The following is a 25445-nucleotide window of genomic DNA, read 5'->3' on the forward strand; positions in this document are numbered from 1 at the left end:
GGCCCGAGACCGACTATCCTCAAGGTGCCCACTTTCATCAGACGCAAAGGAGCGCCCCATGAGCGACAGGCAAGCCTATGAGCAGAAGCTGCAGGCCAAGCTGGATGAATGGCAGGCCGAGGTGGACAAGCTCAAGGCCAAGGCGAAGAGCGCCGAGGCCGATGCGCGGATCGACTATCAGGAAGAGATCGACCGGCTGGAAGCGAGCCGCGAGGAGGCCCGCGAGAAGCTGGCCGAACTTCGCGAGGCCGGCGATGGCGCCTGGGAAGACCTCAAGGATGGCGCCGAGCGCGCCTGGAAATCACTCAGCGATTCCCTCGAGAAGGCGCGTTCGCGCTTCAAGTAAGCCGCCTGCCGACGGCCGCTGCGGCCGTCGGTCTTGCCAAGCAGAGCATCGATCAAGGGGCACGCTTGCCCTGCCAGTCTTCGCGATCCAGCTCGGGGCAGTCGGCGCGAAAGCGGGCGTAGAGCTCGATGCCACGGGGTCTTCGAGAATATCGACCCGAATCCCCTTGCCGCGCAGCAGCTCTTCGTTGCCGGAGGCATTGGTGACGTCGCCCACCACTACCCGGGCGAAGCCGCGCATGTACAGCAGGGTGGCGCAGATATCGCAGGGGCTCAGGGAGGTGAAGAGCGTGGTGCGGCTGAAGTCGAGGCGCCCGGCATCACGAATGGCGGCGGTCTCGCCGTGGTTGTAGGGGTGATCCTCCTGAACCAGGGTGTTGTGCCCCTTGCCGACGATGCGCCGAGTGTCATTGTCGATGATTACAGCGCCAATGGGACAGCCGCCCTCCTCACGGCTCTTCTCGGCCAGCAGCACCGCGATACGCATGAGATCGGCATCGCTCAGGCGCCGTGCGAAGTCGTCATTCATCAGCGCCGGCAGGCTGCCGGTGGGCATATGGGCGATGGCGATCAGCGCCGCCTCGGTCACCTCGGCGCCAGCGTTCAACAGCGTGTGCATGGTCTCTCCTGTTGCCACATCGAAACTGCCATCATGCCTGAATCGTCGCCGCCCTTGGTCATCCCACAGGGCGACGGCCCGGCGTGCTAGCATGGCGCGATTCCTTTCCACTTCGACAGCGGTGTGTCCATGGAAGAGCTCGGCCTGAGATGGCTGCTGGGCCAGGGCGTGAGCCTGATAGCACTGACGCTTTGCCTGGTGGCCTTCGCGAGCAAGCGGGACGACAAGCTGTTCGTGCTGCTGCTGTTCGCCAATGTCGCCTTCGCCGCCCAGTTCGCGCTTTTCGAAAGCTGGGTGGCCGCCGGCATCTCGGCGCTGATCGTGCTGCGCATCGCCCTGGTGCGGCGCTATCCGCGCAACCGTATCCTGATGGCGACGATGCTGCTGGCCACCCTCGCGGTGGCGGCACTGTCCTGGAGCGGGCCCCAGGACATCCCGGCCCTGACCGCCGGGCTGCTGGGCACCTGGGCATGTTCATGCTGCGCGGGATTCCCATGCGCCTGACCCTGGCGGCCGCGGCGCTGTGCTGGGTTATCAGCAACCTGCTGGCCGGCTCGATCGGCGGCACCATCGCCGAATCGCTGATCTTCGCGACCAACGTGATCACCGTACTGCGGATGCGCCGCGATGCCCGCCTGCGCTATATCCACGGGTGAGCCGCCATCATGGACCAGCGCACCAGCCGGCAGGACCTGGCAGCTTCCCCACTTGACCGGGACCCGCCTGGGTAGTGTGATGGGCCCAGGCGCCCTGGCGCCAATCCCCGCCCCGTGCCAGCCAAGAGGCCTCCATGCGCAAGATCCTGCTCGTCGATAACGGCTCCCTGAGGCCCCAGGCCGCGCTCAACCTGCGTCGCCTGGCCGAGGCCCTGAGCCGGACCACCGGCCATGAGGTCGAGGCCGCCTCCCTGCTGCATTCCTACAAGATTCCCGCGGAGCAGCTCGAGGGGCACAAGGCGGTCTCGCTGGGGCCGCGGGCCGCACAGCTGGCGGCGCAAGGCGCGACCGAGCTGGTGGTCCTGCCCTTCTTTTCGGCCCTAGCCAGGCGCTGACCCGCTACCTGCCCGAACGTCTGGCCGAGGTGCAGGCCAACCATCCTAAGCTGTCCGTGAAGGTGGCGCTGCCGCTGGTGGACAGCCAGGCCCCGGTGGACCTGCGCCTGGCGAAGCTGTTGGCCGACAACGTCCGCGAACGGATTCGCGGCTCGTCGCCGCCCAAGGTAGTCCTGGTCGACCACGGCAGCCCGATCCCCGAGGTCACGGCGGTGCGCAACTATCTCGCCGGCCAGCTCAGCGTGCTGCTGGCCGGGGAGGCCAGCTGCGTCACCTTCGCCTCCATGGAGCGCCGTGACGGCGAGGCCTACCGCTTCAACGAGCCGCTGCTGGTGGACCTGCTGGCCTCACGGGCCATGGCCGACAGCGAGATCATCCTGGCCATGCTGTTCCTCTCCCCGGGCCGCCACGCTGGCGAAGGCGGCGACATCGCCGCAATCTGCGAGCAGGCGATGGTGGACACCCCCGGGCTGAGCGTCACCACGACCCGGCTGGCGGGCGAGCACGACGGCATCCTGGAGATTCTCGCCACCCGCCTGGAGCAGGCCCTGGCCGGCGCCCCGCTGCTGCTGGCGCTACCCGCCGCCCGCTGAGCCGCTCTCTCGCCGGCTCAGTCGACGGCAATGGTCTCGCCGCCGGCCGCGTCATGGCGCCAGCGCTGCCCCTCCACCTCGACGATCAGCGCGCCGTCGCGCCATTCGACGGCACGGTACTCGGTCTCCGGCGGGACCTGCGGTTCATGCTCGGGCAGGCGCAGCGGCCGGGCGTTGTCGCTCACCGTCTCGCCCAGCCCGTCGAGGCCCACCACCGCCAGGGTACGGGTCGGGGCCGGGCCTTCCTGGGCGAACACCACGTACTGGCCATCGTCGCGCCAGGGGCCAAGCGCGACGCTGCCGCCGTACTGGAAGGCGGCGGGATGAATGGCCTGGTCGTCCCGCACCACCAGCCAGCCGGCGCCGTGGGCGGCCCCCGCCGTGGTGATCGCCAGCCAATCGCCATCCGGCGACAGCCGGGCATCGGTGAAGCGCTGTGCGGCACCGAACTCGCTGTCGGCATCGACGCGAATGTTGCCCGGCAGCGCGCCGATGGTGAGCAGCTCGCTACCATCGGCGCCCCGGACCCTCGCCTCGCCGACCTCGAGGGGGACGAGATCGGGCGTTGCCGCCTCCCCGGGCGGGGGCTCGGCACAGCCCGCCAGGGCGCTTCCCACCAGGACCAGCAGACAACAGACGCGCGTGGCGGCCGGGCTCGTCGATATCATCCTCAAGCCTCCCGTTGGCTGGTGCGTGACAGTCGATCCCTCCAGGGGCTGCCAGGCTCAGGGTAGCAGTCAGCCATCTGTCGACAAGACGCGGCCCGGACAGCGGGAGGTCGCCAACGGGCCAACCTTCTAGGCTGGAAAGCATCGTTGCGGCACCGAGCTCAAGGAGGCGTCATGCCTGACACCCGCGAGAGAGCGCTCAGCCCCGCCCTGGAGCGTGTCCATCTGGTGTGGGACCTGCTGATCATCGTGCTGGTGATCGCCAACCTGGCCCTGCTGCTGTTCGACAGCCTCTTCCTGCTGTCGCCGCTGAATGCCGCCTTCGAGGCCGCGGCCCCCGGCCTGCATGGCGCCTACGACCGGTACATCCACGCCCGCTTCATCGCCATCGACCTGGCCTTCGTGGCCATCTTCATGCTCGACGTGCTGCTGGGCTGGGCGGCGGCCATCGCCGAGCGCCGCTATCACCGCTGGTTCTTCTACCCCTTCGTGCACTGGTACGACGTGCTCGGTTGCATCCCGGTGGGCGGCTTCCGGCTGCTGCGCATCCTGCGTGTGATCTCGCTGCTGCACCGCCTGCAGCGGCTGGGGCTGATCGACGTGCGCCGCTGGTACCTCTATGAGGTGGTCGCCAAGTACTACGATATCCTGCTGGAGGAGCTCACCGACCGCATCGCCATCCGCATGCTCGACAACGTCCAGTCCCAGCTGCGCTCCAGCGACTCGCTCTCTACTCGACTGGTCGACCAGGTGGTGCGGCCCCGCCAGCAGGCGCTGATCCAGGAGATCAGCCAGCGCCTGGAGGCCATGGCCGGCACCGCCTACGCCCACAACCGCGACGACACCCTGCGCTATGTGCGCGGCCTGGTCGGCCGCACCCTGGCGGAGAGCCCGGAGATGCGCCGGCTAGCGCGCCTGCCGCTGGGTAGCCAGGTGAGCCGAGGCCTGGAGGCCTCGCTCTCGGACCTGGCCTGCCGCCTGGTCAACGAGGCCCTGGAGGGGCTGCAGTCGGCGGAGTTCACCGCGCTGGTGGAGCACCTGGCCGAGAGCGGCTTCGATGCCTGGCTGCACACCGACTCCCATACCGAACAGGTCACCGAACAGGTGCTGGTGGACATGCTGGAGCTGCTCAAGGAGCAGATCGCGGTCAAGCACTGGCACCGCAAGTACCAGTAACGCCGAGGCGGAACCGATGGTCGAGCGGCAGGCTCGACCGCCGGAGAGCACGCCGCCATCGCGTGGCAGCCGCCGGGTTTGCGCCATACTGTCACCAGGCGTGGCCAACCGAAGCGGGGAGGGGAAATGGGACAGGATCTGCACGACAGCCGCTTCCGTCATCGCTACCTGAGCCATGACGACCTCACGCACCAGCTCAAGGCGTGGGTGCAGGCCTACCCGCGGCTGGCTCACCTGCAGAGCATCGGCATCAGCCCCGGGGGGCGGGAGATCTGGGTACTCACCATCGGCCACGAGCCGGAGCGCAAGCGGCCGGGCGTGTGGGTGGACGGCAACATGCACGGCACCGAGCTGGCGGGGTCCAGCGTTGCCCTGGCGGTGGCCGAGGCGGCCCTGGCCCTGCACAGCGAGTCGGGCGCCGTGCCGGGCGACCTGCCCGAGCACTGTCGCCAATTCCTGCAGGACGTGCTGTTCTACGTCTGTCCGCGCCTCTCGCCGGACGGGGCCGAACAGGTGCTCAGGCAGGGCGGCTTCGTGCGTTCCGCGCCGCGCCGCTCGCCGGAGAGCGCCGGTCGGCCGCACTGGCGCGCCCAGGACCTGGATGGCGACGGTCGCTGCCGCTACCTGCGCCTGGAGGACGCAGCCGGCGACTTCGTCGCGTCGCCCGACGCCCCCGGCCTGATGCTGCCACGCCGGATCGACGACCCCCGCCCTACTGGCGGCTCTATCCCGAAGGCGTCATCGAGCACTGGGACGGCGAGACCATCCCCGAGCCCGAGTGGCTGCAGGACACGCCCGACTTCAACCGCAATTTCCCCTGGCGCTGGCGGCCGGAGCCGGAGCAGGTCGGCGCCGGCGACTATCCGGGCTCCGAGCCCGAGACGCGCGCCGTCATCGACTTCGCCAGCGCGCACCCGAACCTCTATGCCTGGCTGAACCTGCACACCTTCGGCGGCGTGTTCATCCGCCCCTTGATCGACGCCCCCGACAGTCAAATGGATCAGGGCGACCTGGCCATCTACCGCCAGCTGGCCGCCTGGGGCCGCACCCGGCTCGACTACCCCACCGTCAGCGGCTACGAGGAGTTCACCTATCAGCCGGAAACCCCGCTGCACGGCGACCTCACCGAGTTCGCCTACCACCAGCGCGGCTGTGTGGCGATGGTCTGCGAGCTCTGGGACCTCTTCCAGCGGATGGAACGCCCGCGTCCCGAACGCTTCGTGGAGCACTACACCTCCCTCGATCGCGAGGGAATGGAGCGGCTGGCCCGCTGGGACCACGACCATAACCGCCAGCGTCTCTTCCACCCCTGGCGGGCCGTTCGCCACCCCCAGCTGGGCGAGGTTGAAGTCGGCGGCCTGGACCCGGTCCATGGGATCTGGAACCCGCCCCCCGAGGCGCTGCCCGAGCTCTGCAACGGCATCGCCGCCTACTGGCTGCGCGTGGCGGCCCTACTGCCACGCCTGGCCATCGCCGCCGTGCGCTGTACGCCGCTGGGAGCGGGCCATTGGGCGCTGCGGGTCACGGTGGAGAATCTCGGCTACCTGCCCAGCCACGGGGTCAATGCCGCCCGGGAGCGGCCCTGGAACACCGGCGTCGAGGCCCACCTCGCCGTCGAGGGCTGCCGGCTGCTGGCTCCCGGAGAGGCCCGCCAGTCGCTGGGCCATCTGGCGGGATGGGGACGCGGCCTGGGCGAGGCCGCGCAGATGCCCTGGTTCCAGCGCTCGCCGGGCAACGACCACCAGGCCACGGCCCGCTGGATCCTCCAGGGCGAGGGGGAAGTCCGGGTGCGCGTCGGTGGACCGCGGCTGGGCCAGCTGACGCTCACCCTCCCGATACCGGCGGATTCGCACCGGTAGGGGACATCACGCCTCGGCCGGCAGGGGGGCACCGGGACGTCGAGGCTCAGCGCGGCTGCGGATGGACCCGCAGCCGCCAGGAGGCCCCCGCCACCCCGACCAGCGCCCCGGGCAGCGCGCACTGAGGTTCCGACGCTTCCCCTTCTCCATTACACTGGCCCGCACCGCCCCGAGAGTCGCTAACGCCATGGCCCCAACATCCCTACCAAGACTGGAACCCGCAGGCCTCGACGGCTGGATGGTGCGGCTGTTCGACGCCATCGAGGAGCGCAACCTGCCCTGGCTCGCCGCCCTGAGCCGTGAGTGCGAACACGCCTTCGGGGACGCCCTGGTGGACCTGGTGCCCTCCTACACCACCCTGCTGGTGGTCTTCGATCCGGTGCGCCTCGACCCTCAGGCGGTGCGCCGCCGGCTGCTCGAGCTGCTGGCCGAGCTCACCTCGGACGAGAGCGGCGCGGCGGGGCCGCTGCATGAGCTGTCCACCTGGTACCACCCCAGCGTCGGGCCCGAGCTGTCGCGGGTGGCCGAGCGCGCGGGGCTCTCCGTCGAGGCGGTGATCGAGGCCCATGCCGCCCGCGAATATCGGGTCTTCGCCCTGGGCTTCGCGCCCGGGTTCGCCTTTATGGGCCTGCTCGACGAGCGCCTGGAGTGCCCGCGCCTGGCCACGCCGCGGCGCCAGGTGCCGACAGGCAGCGTAGCGCTGGCCGGTCGCCAGACCGCGGCCTACCCGACCGTGACGCCTGGCGGCTGGAACCTGATCGGCCGCACCCACGCCCGCCTGTTCGACCGCAACCGTGACGGCTTCAGCCTGCTGCGGGTGGGGATCGGGTGCGTTTCATTCCCGTGGCGCGGGCCGACTTCGAGGCTCGGGGCGGAGACGTCACGCCGGTGGCCAGCGAAGGGGAGGATGCATCGCCATGAGCGAAGCGACAGGATTTCGGGTGGAGCGCGCCGGGCCGCTGGCGCTGCTGCAGGATGCCGGCCGCTTCGGGGTGCGGCAGCTGGGCGTGACCCAGGGCGGCCCGGCCGACCTCCACGCCTGGGCCTGGGCCAATCACCTGGCCGGCAACGCCTGGGGAGCGGCAGCCCTGGAGATCACCTTCGGCGGCCTTGAGCTGCTTGCCGAACGCGACATGACGCTGGCAGTGGCCGGCGCTGATCTGGCGGCCACCCTGGACGGGGCGCCGCTGCCGATGTGGCGCACCCTGCAGGTGCGCCAGGGGGCACGGCTGGCCTTCACCACGCCGACCAACGGCCTGCGCGCCTACCTGGCGGTGGCCGGAGGCTTCGCCGCCGAGCCGGTGCTGGGCAGCGTCGCCTGCGTGGTGCGCGAGAGGCTCGGCGGCCTGGACGGCCAGGGCCGCCGGCTGGCCGACGATGACCGGCTGGCGGTACGCCGCACCGGGGCGGCCTGCGTCGAGACACGCGAGGCGCCGACCGACCAGCGCCCCGACTATCGCGCCCCGACACGGCTGAGCCTGCTGCCCGGCGCCCAGATCGCCGACTTCACCGGCAGCAGCCTGTACGCGGCCTTCAATGACGAGTGGCACGTGGATGACCGCGCCGACCGCATGGGGGTTCGCCTGACCGGCCCCGCCCTGAGCTGCCGGATCGAGTCGCTTATCTCGGAGGGCATCTCCCTGGGAGCCGTCCAGGTGCCGCCGGACGGCCAGCCCATCGTCCTGCTCAACGACCGCCAGACCATCGGCGGCTACCCGCGGCTGGGCAACCTGACGCCGCTGTCAGCCTCACGGCTTGCCCAGTGCCTGCCCGGCCAGGCGGTGAGACTCGCCCCGGTCGCTATAGAGCACGCCCTGACCGAGCACCGCCGCTTCCTGGCACGCTTCTGCTGAGCGTCGGGGCACGGCGCGACCAAGGGTGGCTCAGGCCGTTCTCCTTCCCGCCCTTTCACCATGGCCATGGAGCGGACATGACGACAACGCCCCACCGGGACGCCCGCCAGACCACCTACAGCTACTTCGCCGCCTTCGTCGCCATCGGCATGAGCGGCGGCCTGCTGGGGCCGGCCCTGCCCCACCTGGCCGAGATGACCGGCGCCACCATGGGCCAGATCGCCATCCTATTCACGGCCCGGGCGCTCGGCAACATGCTCGGCTCGGTGCTCTCCGGCGCCCTGGTGGACCGCTTCCCCGGGCATCGGGTGCTGATGGGCATGCTCGGGCTGATGGCCCTGGGCCTGGCCGCCGTGCCCTTCAGCCAGGCCCTGGCGGCACTCACCGCGGTGGTCTTCCTGCTCGGGGTCAGCGAGGTCTCGGTCAACGCCGGGGCCAACACCCTGCTGCTGTGGCTTCACGGCACCGCCTCGCCGCCCTGGATCAGCGCCCTGCACTTCTGCTTCGGGCTGGGCAACATGCTGGTGCCGCTGCTGCTGGTGGCGGCGCTGTCCATGACCGGCCAGTTCCAGTGGGCCTTCTGGGGAGTGGCGCTCTACGCTCTGCTGCTGCTCGTCCCGCTGGCCAGACAGCCGAGCCCGCCGCCGCCCGCCCCCGCGCTGAGGAGTCGGCGAACCGACCCGCGCCGGACGCCGGGCGGCTTGCCCTGTTCCTGCTGCTGTTCGGGCTCTACGTGGGGATGGAGGTGACCTTCGCCGGCTGGATTACCGCCTACGCGACCCTTGGCGGCATGCCGGCCGGCAGCGCGGCCCTGCTGGTGACGCTGTTCTGGGTGACACTCTCGGCGGGGCGCCTGCTGGCCATCCCCCTGCTGCGCCGGATCACGCCGTTGCGGGTGCTGCGCCTCTGCCTGGGGCTGGCGCTCGCCGCCGCCCTGGCGCTGCAATTCGGCTGGCTTCCCCTGCCGGCGGTGGCACTGCTGTTCGGCCTGGCCAGCTCGGCGATCTTCCCCACCCTGTTCGGGCTGGCCAACCAGCTGATGCCCATGAGCGGACGCACCACCGGCTGGATCTTCCTGGCGGCCGGCAGCGGTGCCATGGCGGTACCGTCGCTGGCCGGTCCCCTGCTGGAGCGGGCCGGCACCGGCGCCTTCCCGCTGCTGCTGCTCGCCCTGGTGGGCCTGATGGGCGCGGGGCTGGTCCTGCTGCGCCGACGGGTGCGGCGTGGCGCCTCAGCGGGGCTGGGGATGCCGGCGCAGCAGCCAAGAGGCCGCCGCCACCCCGGCCAGGCCGATCAGGGCGCCCGGCATCGCCCCTAGCGCCATGCTGATCAGAATGCCGGCAAACAGCGCCGCCCCGCCGCCCAGCACCGCCGGGGCAGCGGTGGCAGAGACCACATCGCGCTTGCGGCGCATCTCGAAGCTGACCACCGCCACCATCACCGGCGCCACCGTCAGGGCGCAGAGCAGCAGCCACACCAGCCGCCCCCACCAGAAGCCCAGCTCCCCCGGCACCCCGGCATCGATGGGCAACCCCAGGCGCTCGCCCAGCCAGGCCGCCGGCAGCTCGGCCACCTTGTGCCACAGATAGAGGGGCATGCCCAGGGCGCCGAGGAGGGTCACCGTGCGGTGGATCGGGCGACGCGCCAGCAGGCGCCGGGCCGGCCCCTCGGCGAGCAGCACGGTACCCACCTGCAGCCACATCACCCCCATCAGCGCTAGCGTCGGCGGCAGCAAATTGCTGCGCCCGCCCACCTCGCCATCCACCATGGCCAGCGGATAGCCGGAGCCCACCGCCAGAGCCAGCCATGCCAGCCCCAACGCGCCCAGCCCCAGGCCGGCCCATGGGCCGGCGAAGCGCCCCTGCCGCCAGGCGATCCCCAGCTGCTGCGGGAGCAGCCAGACCACCAGCAGGTTGAGCCAGCCAAGTACGGTGACGCGGTCAGTGGCCAGCTCGCCCAGCCGCAGCAGGTCTGCCGATGACCCGGGACGCGCCCGCAGCAGATCGACCAGTACGGCGATAACCACCAGCATGGAGACAGCCCCGAGCCCCCAGCGCCGGTCGGCGCGCACGCTGAGCGGTAGCAGCGCCTGCACACCAAGCAGCATCAACAAGAACCACAGGTGCACCGTCAGGGAGTGGTTGAAGGGCTCTAGGAAACGCCCGCCGGTATAGCGCGAAAGCAGCGCCACGGCGGCCAGCACCGCCAGGTAGGTCACCGTGGGACGTGCCAGGGCCAGCGCCCGGGCCGCCCACCAGTGCAGCTGGCGATGCCCGACATCGAGCCGACGCAGGGCGCCGTCGGTGCTCACCGCGGCGGAAACGAAGACGAACAGCGGTACCACCTGCACGAACCAGGTCAGGACACCCGCCCCCTCCCAAACCACCAGCAGATGGTCGGTGTCTACCAACAGTCCCTCGTCGAAGCGCGGCAGGGTGGCGATCCAGTGGCCGAACACCACCATCAGCAGGGCGCCGGCTCGTAGGGCATCCGGATAGCGGTCGCGAGTCGTGGCGGCGGCGATTCCTGACTGACTCATGGTCGACTCCGGCTATGACGGGTAAGACACGCGCTTAAGAAACGGTGTTTCTTAAATCCCGTTCTATACCAGCCCTCCGGAGACGACAAGGGGTGAGCCGTCAGCGACCATGGCGTCGCCAACACTCAGGCGCAGCTGCAGCCACATTGCGCTGCACCGTAATCCTTTCAATAAAAAAGGACCCCCGAAGGGGCCCAGTAGGAGCACGCCAGCTCACATCGTGTTACTGCCAGGGGTGGCAGCGTTGCAGCGCTCGCGCTGCAGGAAATCCGTTTCAGGTCTTCAACCTGTCTATCCCTCACAATGCGAGAGGCGGGCCAATAATTGGCCACTTCATTTATAATCAGATAGTTATATGCATTGAGCGCCCCACGGGGCACGACGGCACGCGCCGCCCGGGCCGCGACATGCACCAGCCAGGGACGCCAACATCGGCCCATGCCTCATCATGACGCACTGCAGCAACTCGCCGCCCATCGGCGCGACGCGACGAGCGGGTAAGCGCCGATGCGATATGCTGTTGGTCAGATACCTGTGACGCGGAGGTTACCGATGGCACCCCACAGCTCCTCTCCTCCCCGCCCCCGGGGCGGCGAAATGGCCGACGATGCTTGCCTGGCTGGCCGTGCTGCTGCTGATCGTGGCGGCGCTGATGGTGATCGGCGCCGGGCCGGCCTACCGCCAGGGGATGCTGCCGCTGGGCGAGGCCTTCCACCTGCTGCGCAACGGCATCTTCGTGGCGCTGGGAGCCGGCGCCGTGGGACTGGCCACCCTGATCGTCGCCGCGGCCTGTCGGCGGCGCCTGGTCGTCCTGACCGCCGTCGCGGTGGTTGCCGCCAGCGTCGGCATGATGGCGGTGCCCTGGCAACACTGGCAGCGCGCCCAGGAGACGCCGCCGATCCACGACATCACCACCGACACCCAGAATCCGCCCGCCTTCGAGGCCCTGGCCGGCGCCCGCGAGGCGGCCCCCAACGCCGTGGCCTACCCCGGCGAGGCGACCGCCCGCCAGCAGCGCCAGGCCTATCCGGATATCCAGCCGATCTTGCTGGACCTGCCCCTGGCAACCGCGCTCAGCGCCGCCGAGGCGGCGGCGCTCGACATGGGCTGGGAGCTGGCCGGCGTCACCGATACCACCCTCGAGGCCACCGCCACCACCGCCTGGTTTGGGTTTGAGGACGACGTGGCCATCCGCCTCACCGAGACCGACGAGGGGGTACGCGTGGACGTGCGCTCCGCTTCGCGGATCGGGCGCGGCGACATGGGGGCCAATGCGGCCCGAATCCGCGCCTATCGCGACGCCCTGGCGCAGCGGGTCGGAGGATAATCGTCGCGGGCGATGGGGGATGCCGAACGGAGCACAGTGGCAGCGTCCGGCAGCCTGTCGGCGCTACTCGGCGTCCGGAGACGAATGAGCGGTGCTGAGAATATGGTGCAGCCCGGCGCACTCCACCATGGGGTCCTCGCAGTTGACGACGATGTCCGAGCGCGCCAGCACGTAGCTCTTGCCGGTGATAGTGTTCTCCACCACCAGGCCCTTGCCCTCCTCACGGACACCGGTGAACTTGCCGATGAAGCCGGTCTCGCGCAGGGAGACGGTCTCCAGCTTGTCGCCGGGCCTGATGCGCCCCTCGTAGTGCATCAGCGCCAGGCGCGCCGAGGTACCGGTGCCGGTGGTACTGCGACAGATCACCCGGGATGCACGTAGGTGGTGGAACGTGAGCGGTAGAAGTCGTCGGCGACCTGCTCCACCGGCCCCATGAAGTGCAGGAAGGGCAGCGGCCCGACATCGCCCAGGGTGTAGTGGGAGAAGCCGCGTTCGGCCTGGATCGCCTCGACGATCCGGTGGGCACAGTCCGCCAGGGCCCGCTCTTCGTCGCGGGTCAGGTGGAAGCCCAGCTCGGCGGCATCCACCAGGGCGTAGAAGCCGCCGCTATAGGCCACGCTGTAGGTCACCTCCCCCACTCCGGGCACATGAATGGCGGCCCGGTAGGTATCGATATAGCTGGGCAGCCCCTCGCAGGTAATGGCCTCGACCACCCCGTTCTCCACCAGCGCCTCGATCTGCACCAGCCCCGCTGGCGATTCCAGCGCGAAACGCTGGCGCCCCTCCCGCTTGGGCACCAGGCCGCTCTCCAGCACCGCCGTGGCGGTACAGATGGTGTTGGAGCCGGAGTAGATGGGGTAGCCCATCACCTCCATGATGATGTAGCCCACCGCCGCTTCGGGGTGGGTGGCCGGCACCAGCAGGTCCACCGACATCTCGGGGATCCCGTAGGGCTCTTCCAGCAGCAGCTTGCGCAGGCCGTCGGCGTCGTCGCGCAGGTAGTGCATCTGCTCGCGCACCGAGGCCCCGGGCAGCGGCTCGATGCCGCCGGTGACGATACGGCTGACATCGCCGCCAGCGTGGGTGTCCATCAGCTGCAGGACCAGTTCGTTGCTCATGGGGTGTTCTCCAGCGCGAAGGGGGCACCGTGCTCGGCCCACTGCGAATCGGGGACGATGACGATCTTGCCCAGGTAGCCGCTGCCGCGATTGACGAAATAGCGCTCGGCCTCGTGCAGCTCGGAGAGCTTGAAGGCGGCGTGAAGCACCGGCTTGAGCTGACCGCCGCGGATCCACTCGACCAGCTGCTCGGCCTCCTCGCGGGTGCCGTGGGAAACCCCGAAGATCTGCACCTGGTAGAGATAGATGCGCGTCCACATGATCTCGGAGAGGTTGCCCCGCTGGCGCCGGCGATGGAGAGCCGCGGATAGGTAGTTCGGCGCTTCATGTCGACGATCATGGTGTCGATGAAGCGGTCGGTCATCTCGCCGCCGACCAGATCCATCACCGCGTCGATGGGCGCCCCCCGGTGGCCTCGAGGACCCGCCCGACGAAGCTCTCCAGGTCGCCGCGGTCGATCACCGCCTCGGCGCCCAGCGCCAGCAGGGCCTCGCGCTTGTCGGGCTGGCTCACCGCATAGGGAATGGCGCCGACGATACGGCAGAGCTGGATCAGCGCCGTGCCCACGCCGCCGCTGGCGCCGCTCACCAGCACCCTCTCCCCGCGCCGACCCGGGCCGAGGTCATCATGTGGTAGGCGGTCTGGTAGGAGCACATGCCCATGGCGGCCACCTCGGCATCCGCCAGTTCCGGGTTGGGCACATGGTGGAACTGCTCCGAGGGCACGACGATGTACTCGGCAAAGCCGCCGTCGGCACCGTGGCCGTAATAGTCCGGCGTCAGGTTGATGTCGCGACGCGCGTCGGCGTAGAGGTTGAAGTCGAGCAGACCGCGCTCACCGAGCCGCTCGAGATCCACCCCCTCCCCGGCGGCGACCACCCGACCTGCCACATCGGCCCCCTGGATGCGCGGAAAGCTCAGGGTGGGCTCGCCCCCATGGCGAAGGACGTCACCTCGCCCTTGTCCTTGGTGGGATCGAGGCCCTCGCGGGCCTTGCGGTCGGTATTGTTCTTGGCGGTGGCGGTGACCCGCACCAGCACCTCGCCGCGGCCAGGGCGGGGCGTCGGCACGTCCTGGCGATAGACCAGCTTGTCGACGTCACCGTGGCCGGTCAGCAGCATGGCCGACATGCTGGCGGGGATCGTCTCCGGATGGGAATCGTGGGCCATCGGCTGCCTCCTGAATTGATGAATGACTCATGGCGCGACGATAGCAAACTCATCGGCACTGCCAACAGCAGCATAGGTCGGCCCCCGTGCCACGGCCAGCGCGCCGGGCGGGCCTTTCCGGGAGGGCGTGGATTCGCTATGTTGCACTGCACAAACATCCCTGCTATTGTGCAATGCAGCAAAGACGCAGAAGGCATCGGTCGACCACCAAGGCCTTCGCACTATCAAGCACCCTAAGGAGGGTCAAGCGATGCAAAACGTCGATACCAAGCAGTTCACCGAGCAGTTCGAATCCGTGTTCATCGGCCCGACTCGCGCCTACGCGGCGCTGACCGTGGACTACAGCGAGAAGCTGATCAACGCCCAGCTCGAGGCCGGCAAGTCCTGGGCCGACGCCAGCCTGGCGCAGCTGCGCAGCCTGCTCAACGTCAAGACCGCCGAAGACCTGCGGATCTACATGGAAGGCCAGCAGAACGTCGCCAAGGAGATCACCGAGCGCTTCAAGCGCGATGCCGACAAGGTGGTGGCCCTGCAGCAGGACTTCGTCCAGCAGAGCCAGAAGCTGACCGAGGAGAGCGTCGAGAAAAGCCAGAAGCTCGCCGAGAGCGGCGTCAAGAAGGTGACCGAGTCGGCTAGCAAGGCCGCCAAGCGGGCCTGATCCCGCCGCCGGCCATGCCGGCAGCCAAGACGTGACAGTAGGGCCGTCGATCGCCGATCGACGGCCCTTTCGCGTAGACGCCGACCACCGGCGCACGGTGAACTTGCGACAGCCCCCGGGCTGGTCATGCTTAGCGTCAATGCCCCCGCAAGGATATGCTGACAGCAGGGGACAGGTGGCGAGGCGGCCGGCAACAGGGAGCGCACAGGTGAACCGAGCAGCGGGCAGGGCCAACGACAGCGGACAGGCAGGGCGCTGGAGCGCGGCGCCGATTCGCCTGCTTGTCCCGGCGATGCTGTGGCTGTTCCTCCTGGTCGGCGAGGCCGGCGCCGAACCGCATTCCTTCCAGGGCGAGTCGACGCCACTGCTGCCCCACGCCCACTATGTCGTCGAGCCGGAATCCGGCTGGCAGGTCGAACAGGCGGTGCGCGCCTTCGCTGCCGGCGCCTTCTGGCCGGCCGAGGCCGAGGCCCTCAACCTGGGTCGGGTGGACACCGCCGTGTGGCTGCACCTCGAGCTGCTCGCCCCGACGGTACCGACAGGCCCCTGGCTGCTGCATCTTGACCGGCATCGGTTCCAGGAGGTCACCCTCTACCAGCGCAGCGAGGCGGGCTGGCAGCCGCTGGCGCCCAGCGCCCGGCTGACAGGCGCCGAGGGCCGCTGTTCGAACTGCCCCTCGAGGCCGAGGCGCCTCAGCGCTTCATGCTGCGGCTGGTGTCCGCCGCTCCCATGCTGGTCGCCCCGCAGCTGCAGACACCGGGCGCCTACCTGGCCGAAGCACGCCAACACGACTTCACCAACGGCCTCTACTACGGGCTGCTCGCTGCCCTGGCATTTTTCGCCCTGGTGCAGGCGCTGACCCTGCGTGACCGCAGCCCGCTCTGGTACGCGCTGCTGATCGTGCTGGCGGCCCTGCACCTGAGTCTATCGCGAGGGCTGCTCATCACCTTCTGGCCAACGGCAACGCCGCGCCTCGAGCTGCTGGCGGGGAGCGCCACCCTGGCGGCCATGGCGATGGCGGCACTGCTGCTCAGCCGTGACTTCCTGCTCACCCCCAGCCGCGACACCGACGGCGAGCGGCTGACTCGTCTGGGCCTGCTGGTGGCGGCCAGCACGCCGCTGGCGATGCTGCTGTTCGGCGAACGCATCAGCCTGCCCTACCACACCCTGATGGGAGTGGTCTGCACCATCGCCCTGATGACGGTCGCCGCACGCGCCCTGCGCCGCGGTTTCCGGCCGGCCTGGGGCCTGCTGCCCGCCTGGCTGGCGCTGATCGGCGGCCTGGGCCTGACGGCCGGCCTCTACCTGGGGATTCTGCCCTACCGCCCGTGGAGCGTGCACGGCTATCAGGCCGGCTCGCTGGTGGCCGCCCTGCTGCTGCCGCTGGCGCTGGCCTGGCGAGTGCACTGGCTGGCACGGGAGCCTGCCGTCCGGGATCGCCAGCGCGGCTCGGGGCAGCAGCGCGACATGACCGACCCCTTGACCGGGCTCTACAACCGCCAGCGTCTGCCCGGCGCCCTGCGGGAGGCGGTGAAGCGCTGCCGACGCAACGGCGAGCCGCTGAGCCTGATCCTGCTCGAGGTGGATCACTTCAAGGCCTGGCACGACAGCTGGGGCCATGAGGCCGGGGACCAGGTGCTGGAAGCGCTGGCCAAGCAGATCCGCCAGCATGTGCGTCAGAACGACATCGCCTGCCGCTACGGCGGCTCGGAGTTCGCCCTCATCCTGTCGGGCACTCACGCCCAGGCGGCAGTGGAGATCGCCGAGCGGCTGCGGCGCACCATCGAGGATCAGCCGTTCACGCCGCTGCCCAACCAGCTGGCCCGGGTCACCCTCAGCCTGGGCATCGCCCAGCTGGGGGCCGGGGATACCGCCGAGAGTCTGATGCAGCGCAGCGACCGTGCGCTCTTCTCGGCCAAGCGCCTGGGCTGCAACCGCAGCGTGGTGGACGGTGCCTCGTCCCGCGCCACTAGCTGACCGCTCCCTCCTGCCCACCGTACGCCCTTACGGCGGCGTCAATGCTGTTTACCCGCCAGATCCGCCAGGCCAGCAGGCCGATGATCAGCGCCCCCAACGGCCCCAGCACAGCGGCAGCGGTATAGGGGGAATCACGATCCCCAGGGCGGCGAGACTCTGCAGCCCCAGCTTGAAGAGGCTGAAAAGGTAGTAGCTGATAACGATGATCGACAGCCCCTCTACCGCCTTCTGGATCTTGAGCTGGCTGCTGGCACGCTCGTTGAGGCTGTGCAGGATGTCGGAGTTCTGCGCTTCGATCTCCACCTGGGCACGAGTCCTGAGCAAATCATTGAGCCGCGCCACGTTCTCGGCAAGGTTCGCCTGGCGCCGGTCGATGGCCGCACAGAAGTGCACCGTGGGGCGAAAGCGGCGCAGGATAAAGGTGCCCAGACGCGGACGGTCGCCGACCCGAGTCTCGCGAAGCTCCTCGATGCGAGTGTAGACGAGGCGGGCGTAGGCTTCGGTGGCGCTGAAGCGCTGGCGCGAGCGTGAACTGCTGCGCTCCAGCCGCGCCGAGAGCGAGGAGATCGCCGCCAGCAGCGGGCGCGGTGTGCTCTCCTGCTGCTCGGCGTTGCGCTCCGACAGCTCGCAAAGCTCCCGCTCGTAGCCCTGCAGCTCGACGCCGAGCTCCTTGGCCAGCGGCAGCGACAGCGACGCCATCATGCGATAGGTCTCGATCTCCAGCAGGCGCCGCACCATGCGGCCCAGGCGGAAGGCGTTGAGCCGGTGGTTGACCAGCAGCAGGCGGTTCACGCCCGTCTCGGTGAGGCGAAAGTCGCTCCAGACGGTAGCATCGCCGCCGCCCACCCCGGAGCCGGCCGGGTCATCGAAGCCATAGGCGCTAGTCTTGCCGGCCCAAGACGCTTCCGACTCCACCAGCACCAGGCTGGCATTGATCAGCGTCTCACGGTGCGCCTCGATGAGGGTCGCCAGCAACGGAGGAGGCGCCGGCCAGGCGCTCGTTTCCTCGCGCTTGGGCACCAGCAGGGTCAGGGTGAAGAACTCGGTGTGCCGCTCCCATTTCAGGGTCTGGCCGTCGAGGGCCAGGATCCCCTGAACCGCCTCGACGTCGGGGGAAGCGTCGGCCATCTCGCCAAGGCGGGCGAGGATGGCGTCGCAGACCTCGCCGTCGTCGAGAAAGGCCAGGTGGTGCAGGTAGGCCGGCTCAGCGAAGTAGATCGAGGGTCGGGCGTGCAGCTCGTTGTGTAGGCGTTCTCGCTGAGGGTGCATGGTCGGTTCCAGGAAAGATTGAAACTCGAGACTACGGCCTGGGCGCCCGGCAGCCAAGTCTCCAAGTGTCGGCAAGGCAGAGCTGGGTGGAGGACGACGAGGCCCAGCGAAGTGCGCTAGGCTTGAGCTGTCGCCTTCTGCCGCCAAGGGAGAAATCTCCATGAGTGAGCGCATTTCGCTCGTGATCGTACCCGTGGACGGGTCGTCCACCGCCGCCGCGGCTACCCGCCATGCGGCCCTGCTGGCGCGCCTGCTCGAGGCCGAGCTGCAGCTGCTCCACGTGATGCCGCTCAATCCGCCGGAATTCAGTGATATGCCGGCCAACCGCCAGGCCGAGGCCGACCGCGACCGCTCGCTGCGCCTGCAGGCCGCCGCCGACGCCTTCGCCAGCGCCCGCGAGGCCATCGAACCGCCGCTGGCATCGCCGCCCCGCGAGGTCACCCTGGAGGACGACACCTTCGTGCGCCAGCCGGCCCGCGCCATCGTCAACCATGCTCGCCAGCACGACCGCTGCCTGCTGGTGATCGGTGCTCGCCACCTCACCGACATGGGCAAGTTCGTGGAGGGCAGCGTCAGCAACGAGGTGGTCCACCGGGCGCGCGGCCCGGTCACCGTGGTCCACGCCGAGGCGGCGCCGGAGGATATCCAGCGCATCGGCCGTGTGCTGCTGCCGGTGGACGGCTCGCGGCACAGCAACCAGGCCGCCGAGCTGGCCGGGGACCTGGCACGCAGCGCCGAGGCCGGCGTGGAACTGCTGTTCTGCCGCCCCAGCGGCAAACCGGCCGACCAGGACGCCGACCAGCAGGATGAGGCCGAGCGCATCTTCGCCCAGGCCCGCCAGGTCCTGGGCGAGGTGCCGGCCGGCGTTACCGAGCAGCTGCTGGCCGGGGAGCGCTTCGCCGAGGCAATCGCCGAACACGCCGCGCGCTACGAGGACTACCCGGTCATCATCATGGGGCGGCGCGGGCTGGGCACCTGGCGCGAGGCGCTGCTGGGCAGCGTCAGCCACCGGGTCATCGACTTGGCCTCCTGCCCAGTCACCGTGGTGGTGTAGCGCTCGTGGTCGCTCAGTCGCCGGCTTCGTAGGCGGCCTTGAGCCGGTAGAACTCGGTGACGATCGCCTCCATGGCCTCGGCGTCGTAGTCGCACAGGCCGCTGACCACCAGCTTTTTATTGCCGCTGCCGACCTCCTCGCCGCCGTCGGTGATGGAGAACTCGAGCCGCACGTCGCCGCGCTTGCCGTTCACCTCCAGGGTGGCGTCGACCAGCGTCAGCTGCGGCTCGCGAAGGGCCAGGCGCTCCAGTGAGAAGCCCATGCTGTCGTAGATCACCAGCGGGCGGCGCGGGTTGAACATCACCCCCTGGGCCTCGAGCAGCGGCTTGAGCACGTGGGGGAAGTTCTTGCCCGAGAAGGCCACGTAGCCGCGGGTGAAGGCCTCCACCGCGGCGGCCTCATGGGTCGTCTCGCCGCGGCGGGTGGCCTCCAGGTAGCACTTGCCCTCGTCGTCACTGACCTCCAGCAGGCCATCGTCCTGGGCCTGCAGGGTGAGCGGCGTGCCGTCGCCGACCATGCTCTTGAACTGAAAGTCCATGTGCCGCGAGAGACCGAAACGGTCCAGCACGAGGGCGAACAACAGGTCTCCCGGCACGCAGAAGCGCCGCGCCCCCGCATCGTGGATGGGGTTGAAGTCGCCGGCAACGCGCTTGGCGAAGTCGCTGGCCTGCTGCGCAGAAATGCAGATGCGCGAGCCCGTGCGCGTATGATAAGGATCGAGAAACATACGTGGTCTTGTCTGCCCTGGGTGATGAGGCGGTCACCGATGCGAATCGGCGGCATGCTGCAACGCGTCGATGATGCCATAAATCGGCCCGGGGCGAAGCCACTGCGCTCGCGGCAATCAGCCAACGAGGAGGCCAGCGGCACGCCATGGGGCCCACCAACGAACAGCCGCCGCGCCGGCTCAGGCGCAGCGCGATCTGGCTGGCAGCGAGCCTGGCGCTGCTGACACTGCTCTGCCTGGCCGGTCTCAACCTGCTGCTGAACAGCGCCTGGGCCCAGGCCTGGCTCGACCGCCGCCTGCCCGAGGTCTCGATCTCCTGGCACAGCGGCTGGAGCCTCTGGCCCGGCCGGCTGCGGCTCGAGGGCCTGGTCATCGAGCGCCACACCGAGGCGCTGCCGCTGACCCTGGCCGTGGAAGAGGCCGAGCTGCGGCTGGCGCCGGGCGAGCTGCTCCAGCGTCGGCTGCGGATTCAGCGGCTCGACGCCAGCGGCCTGCGGCGGCTGGCGGTGGGCGAACACCGCCTGCAGGGCGAGGGGGAGCTGCGCCTGGAGGCGTTGAGCCTGACCGCCGATCGCCTCAGCCTCGACTCCCTGGCGCTGTCCCTGGCCGAGGGCGCCCTGTGGCGCGACGAGACCCTGCTGGCCGAGGCGCTGTCCCTGACCGCCCGCCTGAGGGTCGATCCCCTCGACCCGACTCGGGGCGTCGACCCGTCGCAGCTCGCCGCGGTCTCCGGCGAGCTGAGCCTGGCCGGCCGCGCCGACGCCTGGGATGTCTTCAATCCCTACCTGCAGGCCACCCCCTGGCTGGCGCTGGCGGGTAGCGGCGTGCTCAGCGGCGAGCTGGCGCTGCAGCAGGGCGTGCTGGCCCCGGGCAGCCACCTGACCCTGGACGCCCCGGCCCTGGCGGTGACCCTCGACGAGAGCGCCCTGCTCGAGGAGGCCGATGCCGCCGCGCCCGGCCATCGCCAGCGGCTGGCCGGGCGCGGTCGGGCCAGCCTGCGGGTGAGCGCCGAGGACGAGGCTGACGCCACGCCCCGACTGGACGTCGGCCTCATTGAGGTGACCATGCGGCCGCTCCACGAGGCGGATGCCCCGCCGCTGCTCGCCAGCCGCCGCTTCGCCCTCTCGGCTTGGCTGCCCGACGCCGACCTGACAGCGCCCTCCCGGCCCCCCGACAGCGCGCAGCTGAGCTGGCACGGCGCCGAGGTCGCCGACGTGGGCCGACTGGCCCGCTACCTGCCGCCGGGCTCACCGCTAGAGCTGCATGACGGCAGCGCCCGCCTGGACGCCGAGCTTCGCTATCGCCACGGCCGGCTCCGGGGCCGCATCGACCTAAGCGGCGAGACGGTGGCCCTGACCCTGCTGGAGCAGCGCCTGCTGGGCGAGCTCACCCTGGGGCTGAACCTCGTCGAGCTCGACCCCCAGGCGCGGCGCCTCGACCTCTCGGGAACGCACCTGCGGGTGGCAGCCGCCGCGGCGGGCGAGCCCACGCCGATGATCACCGACCTGAGGCTGCCGACGGCGCGCTTCCAGGCCCAGCGACCGCTGGCCGAGCTGGCGGACCCGACGGGCCCGCCGCCGCTGGACGGCGAGCTTGCGGTCAGCGGGCGGGTCACCCACCTGGCCTTCCTGAACGCTTACCTCGCAGAGGCCCTCGACGGCCGCGGCCTGACCCTGGACGGGGAGAGCGAACTCGAGGCCCACCTGCGGCTGGGCAACGGCCACCCCCTCCCTGGCAGCCGCTTGGCCCTGAGCGCGCCGCGGCTCGAGGCCCGCTTCCTGGGCTTTCACGCCCGGGGGCGCGGCAGTCTGCTGGCGCAGCTGAACGAGGCCCAGGAGGAACCCGGGGCCGAGCTTGAGCTGCGCCTGGAAGACGCGCATTTGGGCCATGGCCAGGACCCGCGCCCGCTGCTGCTCGCCCCGACCCTGACCCTGGCGGCAGAGCTCGACTCACTCGACGCGCCCGAGGCCGCGGCCCTGCGCCTGGCCTGGTCGGAAGCCAGCGTCCCCGACGTGGCGGTGCTGGGTCAGCACCTGCCTCCGGCCGCCCCCTGGCGCTGCTGGGCGGACGCGCCGACAGCCGCGGCGAGCTGCGGCTATCGCCCGACGGGGTTCGCGGCGAGCTCGCGCTGAGCGGACGCGCCCTGCGGGCCCGGCTGCTGGACACCGAGGTCGACGGCGAGCTGAGCCTGGCACTGCCGATTCGCCACGCCCGCCTTGACGGCAGCCATCTCGACCTCTCCGGCGCCCGCCTGACGCTGCGCGCCGACAGCGCGGAGGGCGCCCAGCCGCTGAGCACCCTGCTGGTAGCCCGCCGGGCCCGCTTCGATCACCCCTTCGGCGGGGGCAGCCCCCCGCAGCCGCCTGGTACTGGAGGGGCGGGTCGAGCGGCTGGGCTTTCTCGACCGCTTCCTGCCCGCCGCCCACGGCGTGACCCTGCGTGGCGACGGACAGCTGCAGGCCGAACTCGAGCTGGTCGGCCAGACGCCCCAGCCGGGTAGCCGGCTGCAGGTGGATACCCAGCGGATGGCCGCCACCTTCCTGGACTACCGGGTGGTCGGCGGCGGGCGGCTGGAGGCACGCCTGGAGGGCAACCCCCAAGCCCCCGCCGCACGGCTCAACCTGAGCCTGCCGCGGCTGTCGCTGGGGCGGCGTGACGGCTCGACGACCTACCTCAGCGGCCGCCACTTCCGCCTGGAGATCGCCACGCCCCATTTCGCGATGGCCGCCGGGGCTATCCCGCTGGCGTCGCTGACCACCCGTATCGCGCTGCCAGTGGCCGAGGTCGCGGATCTCGCCGACTATCAGGCCTATCTGCCGGTGGGCGCCGGACTGGCCCTACTGGGCGGGCGCGCCAGCCTCGCCGCCGAGCTCGAGCTGGAGGGCCCCCGCGCCCGGGGGACCTGACCCTGCAGGCCTTCGATGCCGGCCTGCGCCTCGGCGAACAGCAGCTGCAGGGCAACCTGCGCCTGGAGGCCCGGCTGCGCGAAGGCAACCTCGATACCCTGCAGTTCGATGCCGCCGGCAGCCGCCTGCGACTGGACAACGTCTCGCGCCAGGGGCTCGACGGCCAGCGCGAACGAGGCTGGTGGGCTCAGCTCGACCTCGAGGCGGGCCAGCTCACTTGGCAGCAGCCGCTCCATCTGGATGCCGAGCTGGCGCTAGCCATGCGCGACAGCGGACTGCTGGCCAACCTGGTGCTGGCCAGAAGCGCCGAGCGGCCGCGGCTCGGCCGGCTGCTCACCGTGCCCGATATCCGCGGTCATACCCGGCTGCGCCTGGGCGGCGATGGACTGCACCTTGAGGAACTGGACCTGACCGGCCGCGACCTGGCCCTGCTGGCCAACCTGCGGCTCGCCGACGAGACGCTGCGGGGGTGCTCTACGCCCGCTACGGCGCAGGGCGGCTGGGACTTGCCCTGGGAGATGACGGGCGTCAGCTGCGGCGATTCCGCCCGCGGCGCTGGTACGACAGCGCCGCCGAGGCCCAGGCGCGCGACCCCCGCCAGCCGCTGCCGAGCGACTGGCGGCAGGCCGTCGACGGGGTGATCTCCGGCACCGACGACTAACCCTCTGTCCCCAGAACGTTTACGATAGGTTGATCGCATTGCGTTGATAGCCTAGGGCCGCCTCCCTTCGCATCAAGGGCTGCCAACGCATATATTGTGCATAAACGCATCACTCAATCGTGCCAGCTCAGGGAACACGACGTCATCCGGGCGGCGCCCGGTAAGCCAAGGAATCGGGAGTCCACGCTATCACGATGCTCACGCCGAACATCATGACCATGACCGCCTCACGCCAGTGCAGCTTCGGAAAGGGTGGCGCTTGGTCGGGCTGAGGCAACAGCTGCTCGCCGCTCTGGCGCTGCTGCTGGCGACCTCGGCCGCCGGTAGCGATGCCGAGCGGGTAGAGCTGGTCGCACACCCGGAGGTCACCACCCAGACGCTGACCCGAGACACTACCCGAGCCATCTTCGCCATGCGCCAGCGCACCTGGCCCGACGGCCAGGCGGTGAGGGTCTTCGTACTGGCCAACGAGCACGAAGACCACGTGCGCTTTGCCAAGGAGCGCCTCGCCGTCTTCCCGCACCAGCTACAGCTGTCCTGGGACCGGGTGGTGTTTTCGGGTACCGGCCAGGCCCCCACCCGTGTATCCTCGCCGGCCGACATGCTGGAGCGGGTAGCCACGACCCCCGGCAGCCTCGGCTATCTCGCAAGGGAGCATCTGGATGAGCGTGTCCAAGTCATCACCATGGAATAGCGCAGCGCAGCGCCTGATCCTGGCGGCCCTGGCCACCCTCGGCGCCTCGCCGGCGGCGGCGGACGGCATCCTGGATACCCTGCAGGTGCACGGCTTTCTCAGTCAGGCGCTGGTGATCACCGATGACAACGACTTCTTCGGTCCCAGCAGCGACGGCGGCGGCAGCCTTAAGTTCACCGAGATCGGCGCCAATGCCTCGCTTCGCCCCCATCAGGACGTGCTGCTCGCGGCCCAGGTACTCAGCCGGCGCGCGGGAGGCGATGGCAGCGATGCCAGGCCGGTGCTGGACTACGGGGTGGTCGACTACCAGATGCTCTCCGACCAGCGGCGCACCCTGGGCCTTCAGGCCGGCCGTTTCAAGAACCCCTTCGGCTTCTACAACCAGACCCGCGACGTGGCCTTCACCCGGCCCAGCATCCTGCTGCCGCAATCGATCTACTTCGACCGCACCCGCTCGCTGGGGCTGTCGGCGGACGGCGTGAGCCTCTACCTCGACGAGCGCCTGCCCAGCGGTTCGCTACGCGCACAGCTCGGCGTCGGCCGGGCACAGACTGGCGACGACCTGCGCCGCACGCTGAGGCTGAATGAGGTTCCCGGCGGCTTTGCGTCGCGGAACTCGGCCATCGGCCAGCTGCGCTACGAGCACGACGGCGGGCGCATCGCGGCGGCCATCAGCGCCGCCACGGTCAAGACCACCTTCGAATCGGAGGTGCCCGGGCTTGGCGACGGCGATTTCCGCTTCGAGCCTTGGATCCTGTCGCTGCAGTACAATGCCGAGCGCTGGAGCCTGACCGGCGAATTCGCGCTGCGCGGCTCTAGCATGAGCGGCTTCGACGACCCGCGCTTCAATTTCGATATCACCGGCGAGAGCTGGTACGTCCAGTACACACGCCGCTTCCATGACCAATGGCAGTGGCTGGTGCGCTACGATAGCCTGACCAGCAACCGCGACGACCGCTCCGGGCGCGCCTATGCCGCCAGCGGAGCGGGGCCGGCACACTCCCAGTTCGCCGACGACCTGACTCTCGGTCTGCAGTGGACCCCCCACCCCAAGCTGCTGCTGGCGGCGGAGTATCACCATATCGACGGCACCGGCTGGCTACCCAGCCAGGACAATCCCGACCCCGATGAGACGCGGCGGCGCTGGAACATGGTGCTGTTCCAGCTCTCGCTGCGATTCTGA

General features: G+C 70.0%; 23 protein-coding genes and 5 pseudogenes. 21 read left to right on the forward strand and 7 right to left on the reverse strand.

All coding sequences use genetic code 11. The features are described from left to right. The first annotated feature begins 58 nt into the window (after nucleotides 1–58). The gene (locus ACSJDS_RS19725; RefSeq protein WP_473034709.1) at nucleotides 59–346 is read left to right on the forward strand and encodes a sll1863 family stress response protein; all 288 of its coding nucleotides are present in this window, start codon (nucleotides 59–61) and stop codon (nucleotides 344–346) included. Here ACSJDS_RS19725 and ACSJDS_RS19730 read toward each other — a convergent pair. Then, a complete protein-coding gene (locus ACSJDS_RS19730) occupies nucleotides 302–964 on the reverse strand; it encodes a nucleoside deaminase (protein ID WP_473034710.1) in 663 nt (220 codons plus the stop codon). The genes ACSJDS_RS19725 and ACSJDS_RS19730 overlap by 45 nt on opposite strands. A gap of 129 nt (nucleotides 965–1093) precedes the next feature. On the opposite strand from ACSJDS_RS19730, the pseudogene ACSJDS_RS19735 reads away from it, so the two are divergent. The 3 genes and pseudogenes from ACSJDS_RS19735 to ACSJDS_RS19745 all read left to right on the forward strand — a co-directional run bounded on the left by ACSJDS_RS19735 (nucleotide 1094) and on the right by ACSJDS_RS19745 (nucleotide 2608). Next, nucleotides 1094–1620 (forward strand): annotated as a pseudogene (locus ACSJDS_RS19735) (YgjV family protein). A gap of 134 nt (nucleotides 1621–1754) precedes the next feature. Continuing rightward, nucleotides 1755–2015, forward strand: coding sequence for a hypothetical protein (locus ACSJDS_RS19740; protein ID WP_473034711.1), 261 nt, complete (start codon nucleotides 1755–1757; stop codon nucleotides 2013–2015). Between the two features lie 56 nt (nucleotides 2016–2071). Beyond that, nucleotides 2072–2608: a sirohydrochlorin chelatase gene (locus tag ACSJDS_RS19745; protein ID WP_473034712.1), complete on the forward strand. Its 537-nt coding sequence runs from the start codon at nucleotides 2072–2074 to the stop codon at nucleotides 2606–2608. A 17-nt stretch (nucleotides 2609–2625) separates the two neighbouring features. On the opposite strand, the gene ACSJDS_RS19750 is transcribed toward ACSJDS_RS19745, so the two are convergent. Beyond that, on the reverse strand, nucleotides 2626–3276 hold the full coding sequence (locus ACSJDS_RS19750; protein ID WP_473034713.1) for a hypothetical protein: 651 nt from the start codon (nucleotides 3274–3276) through the stop codon (nucleotides 2626–2628). Between the two features lie 174 nt (nucleotides 3277–3450). Here ACSJDS_RS19750 and ACSJDS_RS19755 point away from each other — a divergent pair, with 174 nt between their 5' ends. The 7 genes and pseudogenes from ACSJDS_RS19755 (at nucleotide 3451) to ACSJDS_RS19785 (ending at nucleotide 9482) form a co-directional block, all read left to right on the forward strand. Next, nucleotides 3451–4452, forward strand: a complete 1002-nt coding sequence (locus ACSJDS_RS19755) for an ion transporter (protein WP_473034715.1) — start codon at nucleotides 3451–3453, stop codon at nucleotides 4450–4452. A gap of 126 nt (nucleotides 4453–4578) precedes the next feature. Then, nucleotides 4579–4959 (forward strand): annotated as a pseudogene (locus tag ACSJDS_RS19760) (M14 family zinc carboxypeptidase); the annotation flags it as partial. A 275-nt stretch (nucleotides 4960–5234) separates the two neighbouring features. Further along, complete coding sequence (locus tag ACSJDS_RS19765; RefSeq protein ID WP_473035087.1) at nucleotides 5235–6311, forward strand: M14 family zinc carboxypeptidase; 1077 nt, start codon at nucleotides 5235–5237, stop codon at nucleotides 6309–6311. 238 nt (nucleotides 6312–6549) lie between these two features. Then, a pseudogene (locus ACSJDS_RS19770) lies at nucleotides 6550–7065 on the forward strand (5-oxoprolinase subunit B family protein); the annotation flags it as partial. Between the two features lie 163 nt (nucleotides 7066–7228). After that, nucleotides 7229–8164: a 5-oxoprolinase subunit C family protein gene (locus ACSJDS_RS19775; RefSeq protein ID WP_473034716.1), complete on the forward strand. Its 936-nt coding sequence runs from the start codon at nucleotides 7229–7231 to the stop codon at nucleotides 8162–8164. 77 nt (nucleotides 8165–8241) lie between these two features. Next, the gene (locus tag ACSJDS_RS19780; RefSeq protein WP_473034718.1) at nucleotides 8242–8913 is read left to right on the forward strand and encodes an MFS transporter; all 672 of its coding nucleotides are present in this window, start codon (nucleotides 8242–8244) and stop codon (nucleotides 8911–8913) included. Further along, the gene (locus ACSJDS_RS19785) at nucleotides 8910–9482 is read left to right on the forward strand and encodes an MFS transporter (RefSeq protein ID WP_473034719.1); all 573 of its coding nucleotides are present in this window, start codon (nucleotides 8910–8912) and stop codon (nucleotides 9480–9482) included. The genes ACSJDS_RS19780 and ACSJDS_RS19785 overlap by 4 nt, the downstream gene beginning before the upstream one ends. Here ACSJDS_RS19785 and ACSJDS_RS19790 read toward each other — a convergent pair. Then, entirely contained in the window at nucleotides 9396–10703 is a 1308-nt protein-coding gene (locus tag ACSJDS_RS19790; protein ID WP_473034720.1) for an acyltransferase family protein, read from the reverse strand. The genes ACSJDS_RS19785 and ACSJDS_RS19790 overlap by 87 nt on opposite strands. A 607-nt stretch (nucleotides 10704–11310) precedes the next feature. Here ACSJDS_RS19790 and ACSJDS_RS19795 point away from each other — a divergent pair. Further along, the gene (locus ACSJDS_RS19795; RefSeq protein WP_473034721.1) at nucleotides 11311–12030 is read left to right on the forward strand and encodes a DUF1499 domain-containing protein; all 720 of its coding nucleotides are present in this window, start codon (nucleotides 11311–11313) and stop codon (nucleotides 12028–12030) included. A gap of 63 nt (nucleotides 12031–12093) precedes the next feature. On the opposite strand, the pseudogene ACSJDS_RS19800 reads toward ACSJDS_RS19795, so the two are convergent. Further along, nucleotides 12094–13148: pseudogene (locus ACSJDS_RS19800) on the reverse strand (proline racemase family protein). Further along, nucleotides 13145–14316: pseudogene (locus tag ACSJDS_RS19805) on the reverse strand (zinc-binding dehydrogenase). The pseudogenes ACSJDS_RS19800 and ACSJDS_RS19805 overlap by 4 nt, the downstream one beginning before the upstream one ends. A 250-nt stretch (nucleotides 14317–14566) precedes the next feature. On the opposite strand from ACSJDS_RS19805, the gene ACSJDS_RS19810 reads away from it, so the two are divergent. From ACSJDS_RS19810 to ACSJDS_RS19820, 3 genes are all read left to right on the forward strand, one after another. Further along, on the forward strand, nucleotides 14567–14974 hold the full coding sequence (locus tag ACSJDS_RS19810; RefSeq protein WP_473034722.1) for a phasin family protein: 408 nt from the start codon (nucleotides 14567–14569) through the stop codon (nucleotides 14972–14974). 208 nt (nucleotides 14975–15182) lie between these two features. Further along, a complete protein-coding gene (locus tag ACSJDS_RS19815; protein ID WP_473034723.1) occupies nucleotides 15183–15833 on the forward strand; it encodes a 7TMR-DISMED2 domain-containing protein in 651 nt (216 codons plus the stop codon). Next, nucleotides 15821–16951: a GGDEF domain-containing protein gene (locus ACSJDS_RS19820; protein ID WP_473035088.1), complete on the forward strand. Its 1131-nt coding sequence runs from the start codon at nucleotides 15821–15823 to the stop codon at nucleotides 16949–16951. The genes ACSJDS_RS19815 and ACSJDS_RS19820 overlap by 13 nt, the downstream gene beginning before the upstream one ends. 84 nt (nucleotides 16952–17035) lie before the next feature. On the opposite strand, the gene ACSJDS_RS19825 is transcribed toward ACSJDS_RS19820, so the two are convergent. Then, complete coding sequence (locus tag ACSJDS_RS19825; RefSeq protein ID WP_473034724.1) at nucleotides 17036–18220, reverse strand: DUF3422 domain-containing protein; 1185 nt, start codon at nucleotides 18218–18220, stop codon at nucleotides 17036–17038. 160 nt (nucleotides 18221–18380) lie between these two features. Here ACSJDS_RS19825 and ACSJDS_RS19830 point away from each other — a divergent pair, with 160 nt between their 5' ends. Beyond that, a complete protein-coding gene (locus tag ACSJDS_RS19830; protein WP_473034725.1) occupies nucleotides 18381–19274 on the forward strand; it encodes a universal stress protein in 894 nt (297 codons plus the stop codon). Between the two features lie 13 nt (nucleotides 19275–19287). Here the strand turns inward: ACSJDS_RS19830 and ACSJDS_RS19835 are convergent, their stop codons facing one another. Further along, on the reverse strand, nucleotides 19288–20001 hold the full coding sequence (locus ACSJDS_RS19835) for a DUF3581 family protein (RefSeq protein ID WP_473034726.1): 714 nt from the start codon (nucleotides 19999–20001) through the stop codon (nucleotides 19288–19290). Nucleotides 20002–20147: 146 nt separating this feature from the next. On the opposite strand from ACSJDS_RS19835, the gene ACSJDS_RS19840 reads away from it, so the two are divergent. The 5 genes from ACSJDS_RS19840 to ACSJDS_RS19860 all read left to right on the forward strand — a co-directional run bounded on the left by ACSJDS_RS19840 (nucleotide 20148) and on the right by ACSJDS_RS19860 (nucleotide 25445). Beyond that, nucleotides 20148–22133 (forward strand): hypothetical protein, encoded by a 1986-nt coding sequence (locus tag ACSJDS_RS19840; RefSeq protein ID WP_473034727.1) that lies wholly within the window; start codon nucleotides 20148–20150, stop codon nucleotides 22131–22133. Nucleotides 22134–22430: 297 nt separating this feature from the next. After that, nucleotides 22431–22907, forward strand: a complete 477-nt coding sequence (locus tag ACSJDS_RS19845; RefSeq protein ID WP_473034728.1) for a hypothetical protein — start codon at nucleotides 22431–22433, stop codon at nucleotides 22905–22907. A 260-nt stretch (nucleotides 22908–23167) separates the two neighbouring features. Then, nucleotides 23168–23548 carry a hypothetical protein gene (locus tag ACSJDS_RS19850; RefSeq protein WP_473034729.1) on the forward strand — a complete coding sequence of 127 codons (381 nt, stop codon included), beginning with the start codon at nucleotides 23168–23170 and terminating at the stop codon, nucleotides 23546–23548. Nucleotides 23549–23827: 279 nt separating this feature from the next. Continuing rightward, nucleotides 23828–24262 (forward strand): hypothetical protein, encoded by a 435-nt coding sequence (locus ACSJDS_RS19855; RefSeq protein WP_473034730.1) that lies wholly within the window; start codon nucleotides 23828–23830, stop codon nucleotides 24260–24262. Continuing rightward, nucleotides 24231–25445 carry a hypothetical protein gene (locus ACSJDS_RS19860; protein ID WP_473034731.1) on the forward strand — a complete coding sequence of 405 codons (1215 nt, stop codon included), beginning with the start codon at nucleotides 24231–24233 and terminating at the stop codon, nucleotides 25443–25445. The genes ACSJDS_RS19855 and ACSJDS_RS19860 overlap by 32 nt, the downstream gene beginning before the upstream one ends.

It is taken from the genome of Halomonas sp. SL18_1 (genome assembly GCF_055755715.1).

What these genes read in the sequence shown, in the direction of transcription:
- ACSJDS_RS19860 (WP_473034731.1), top strand. Translation starts at nt 24,231, where the DNA reads ATGAGCGTGTCCAAGTCATCACCATGGAATAGCGCAGCGCAGCGCCTG.
- ACSJDS_RS19740 (WP_473034711.1), top strand. Translation starts at nt 1,755, where the DNA reads ATGCGCAAGATCCTGCTCGTCGATAACGGCTCCCTGAGGCCCCAGGCC.
- ACSJDS_RS19825 (WP_473034724.1), bottom strand. Translation starts at nt 18,220, where the DNA reads ATGCACCCTCAGCGAGAACGCCTACACAACGAGCTGCACGCCCGACCC.
- ACSJDS_RS19730 (WP_473034710.1), bottom strand. Translation starts at nt 964, where the DNA reads ATGCACACGCTGTTGAACGCTGGCGCCGAGGTGACCGAGGCGGCGCTG.
- ACSJDS_RS19840 (WP_473034727.1), top strand. Translation starts at nt 20,148, where the DNA reads ATGGGGCCCACCAACGAACAGCCGCCGCGCCGGCTCAGGCGCAGCGCG.
- ACSJDS_RS19780 (WP_473034718.1), top strand. Translation starts at nt 8,242, where the DNA reads ATGACGACAACGCCCCACCGGGACGCCCGCCAGACCACCTACAGCTAC.
- ACSJDS_RS19850 (WP_473034729.1), top strand. Translation starts at nt 23,168, where the DNA reads ATGCGCGACAGCGGACTGCTGGCCAACCTGGTGCTGGCCAGAAGCGCC.
- ACSJDS_RS19835 (WP_473034726.1), bottom strand. Translation starts at nt 20,001, where the DNA reads ATGTTTCTCGATCCTTATCATACGCGCACGGGCTCGCGCATCTGCATT.
- ACSJDS_RS19830 (WP_473034725.1), top strand. Translation starts at nt 18,381, where the DNA reads ATGAGTGAGCGCATTTCGCTCGTGATCGTACCCGTGGACGGGTCGTCC.
- ACSJDS_RS19795 (WP_473034721.1), top strand. Translation starts at nt 11,311, where the DNA reads ATGCTTGCCTGGCTGGCCGTGCTGCTGCTGATCGTGGCGGCGCTGATG.
- ACSJDS_RS19790 (WP_473034720.1), bottom strand. Translation starts at nt 10,703, where the DNA reads ATGAGTCAGTCAGGAATCGCCGCCGCCACGACTCGCGACCGCTATCCG.
- ACSJDS_RS19755 (WP_473034715.1), top strand. Translation starts at nt 3,451, where the DNA reads ATGCCTGACACCCGCGAGAGAGCGCTCAGCCCCGCCCTGGAGCGTGTC.
- ACSJDS_RS19775 (WP_473034716.1), top strand. Translation starts at nt 7,229, where the DNA reads ATGAGCGAAGCGACAGGATTTCGGGTGGAGCGCGCCGGGCCGCTGGCG.
- ACSJDS_RS19750 (WP_473034713.1), bottom strand. Translation starts at nt 3,276, where the DNA reads ATGATATCGACGAGCCCGGCCGCCACGCGCGTCTGTTGTCTGCTGGTC.
- ACSJDS_RS19725 (WP_473034709.1), top strand. Translation starts at nt 59, where the DNA reads ATGAGCGACAGGCAAGCCTATGAGCAGAAGCTGCAGGCCAAGCTGGAT.
- ACSJDS_RS19810 (WP_473034722.1), top strand. Translation starts at nt 14,567, where the DNA reads ATGCAAAACGTCGATACCAAGCAGTTCACCGAGCAGTTCGAATCCGTG.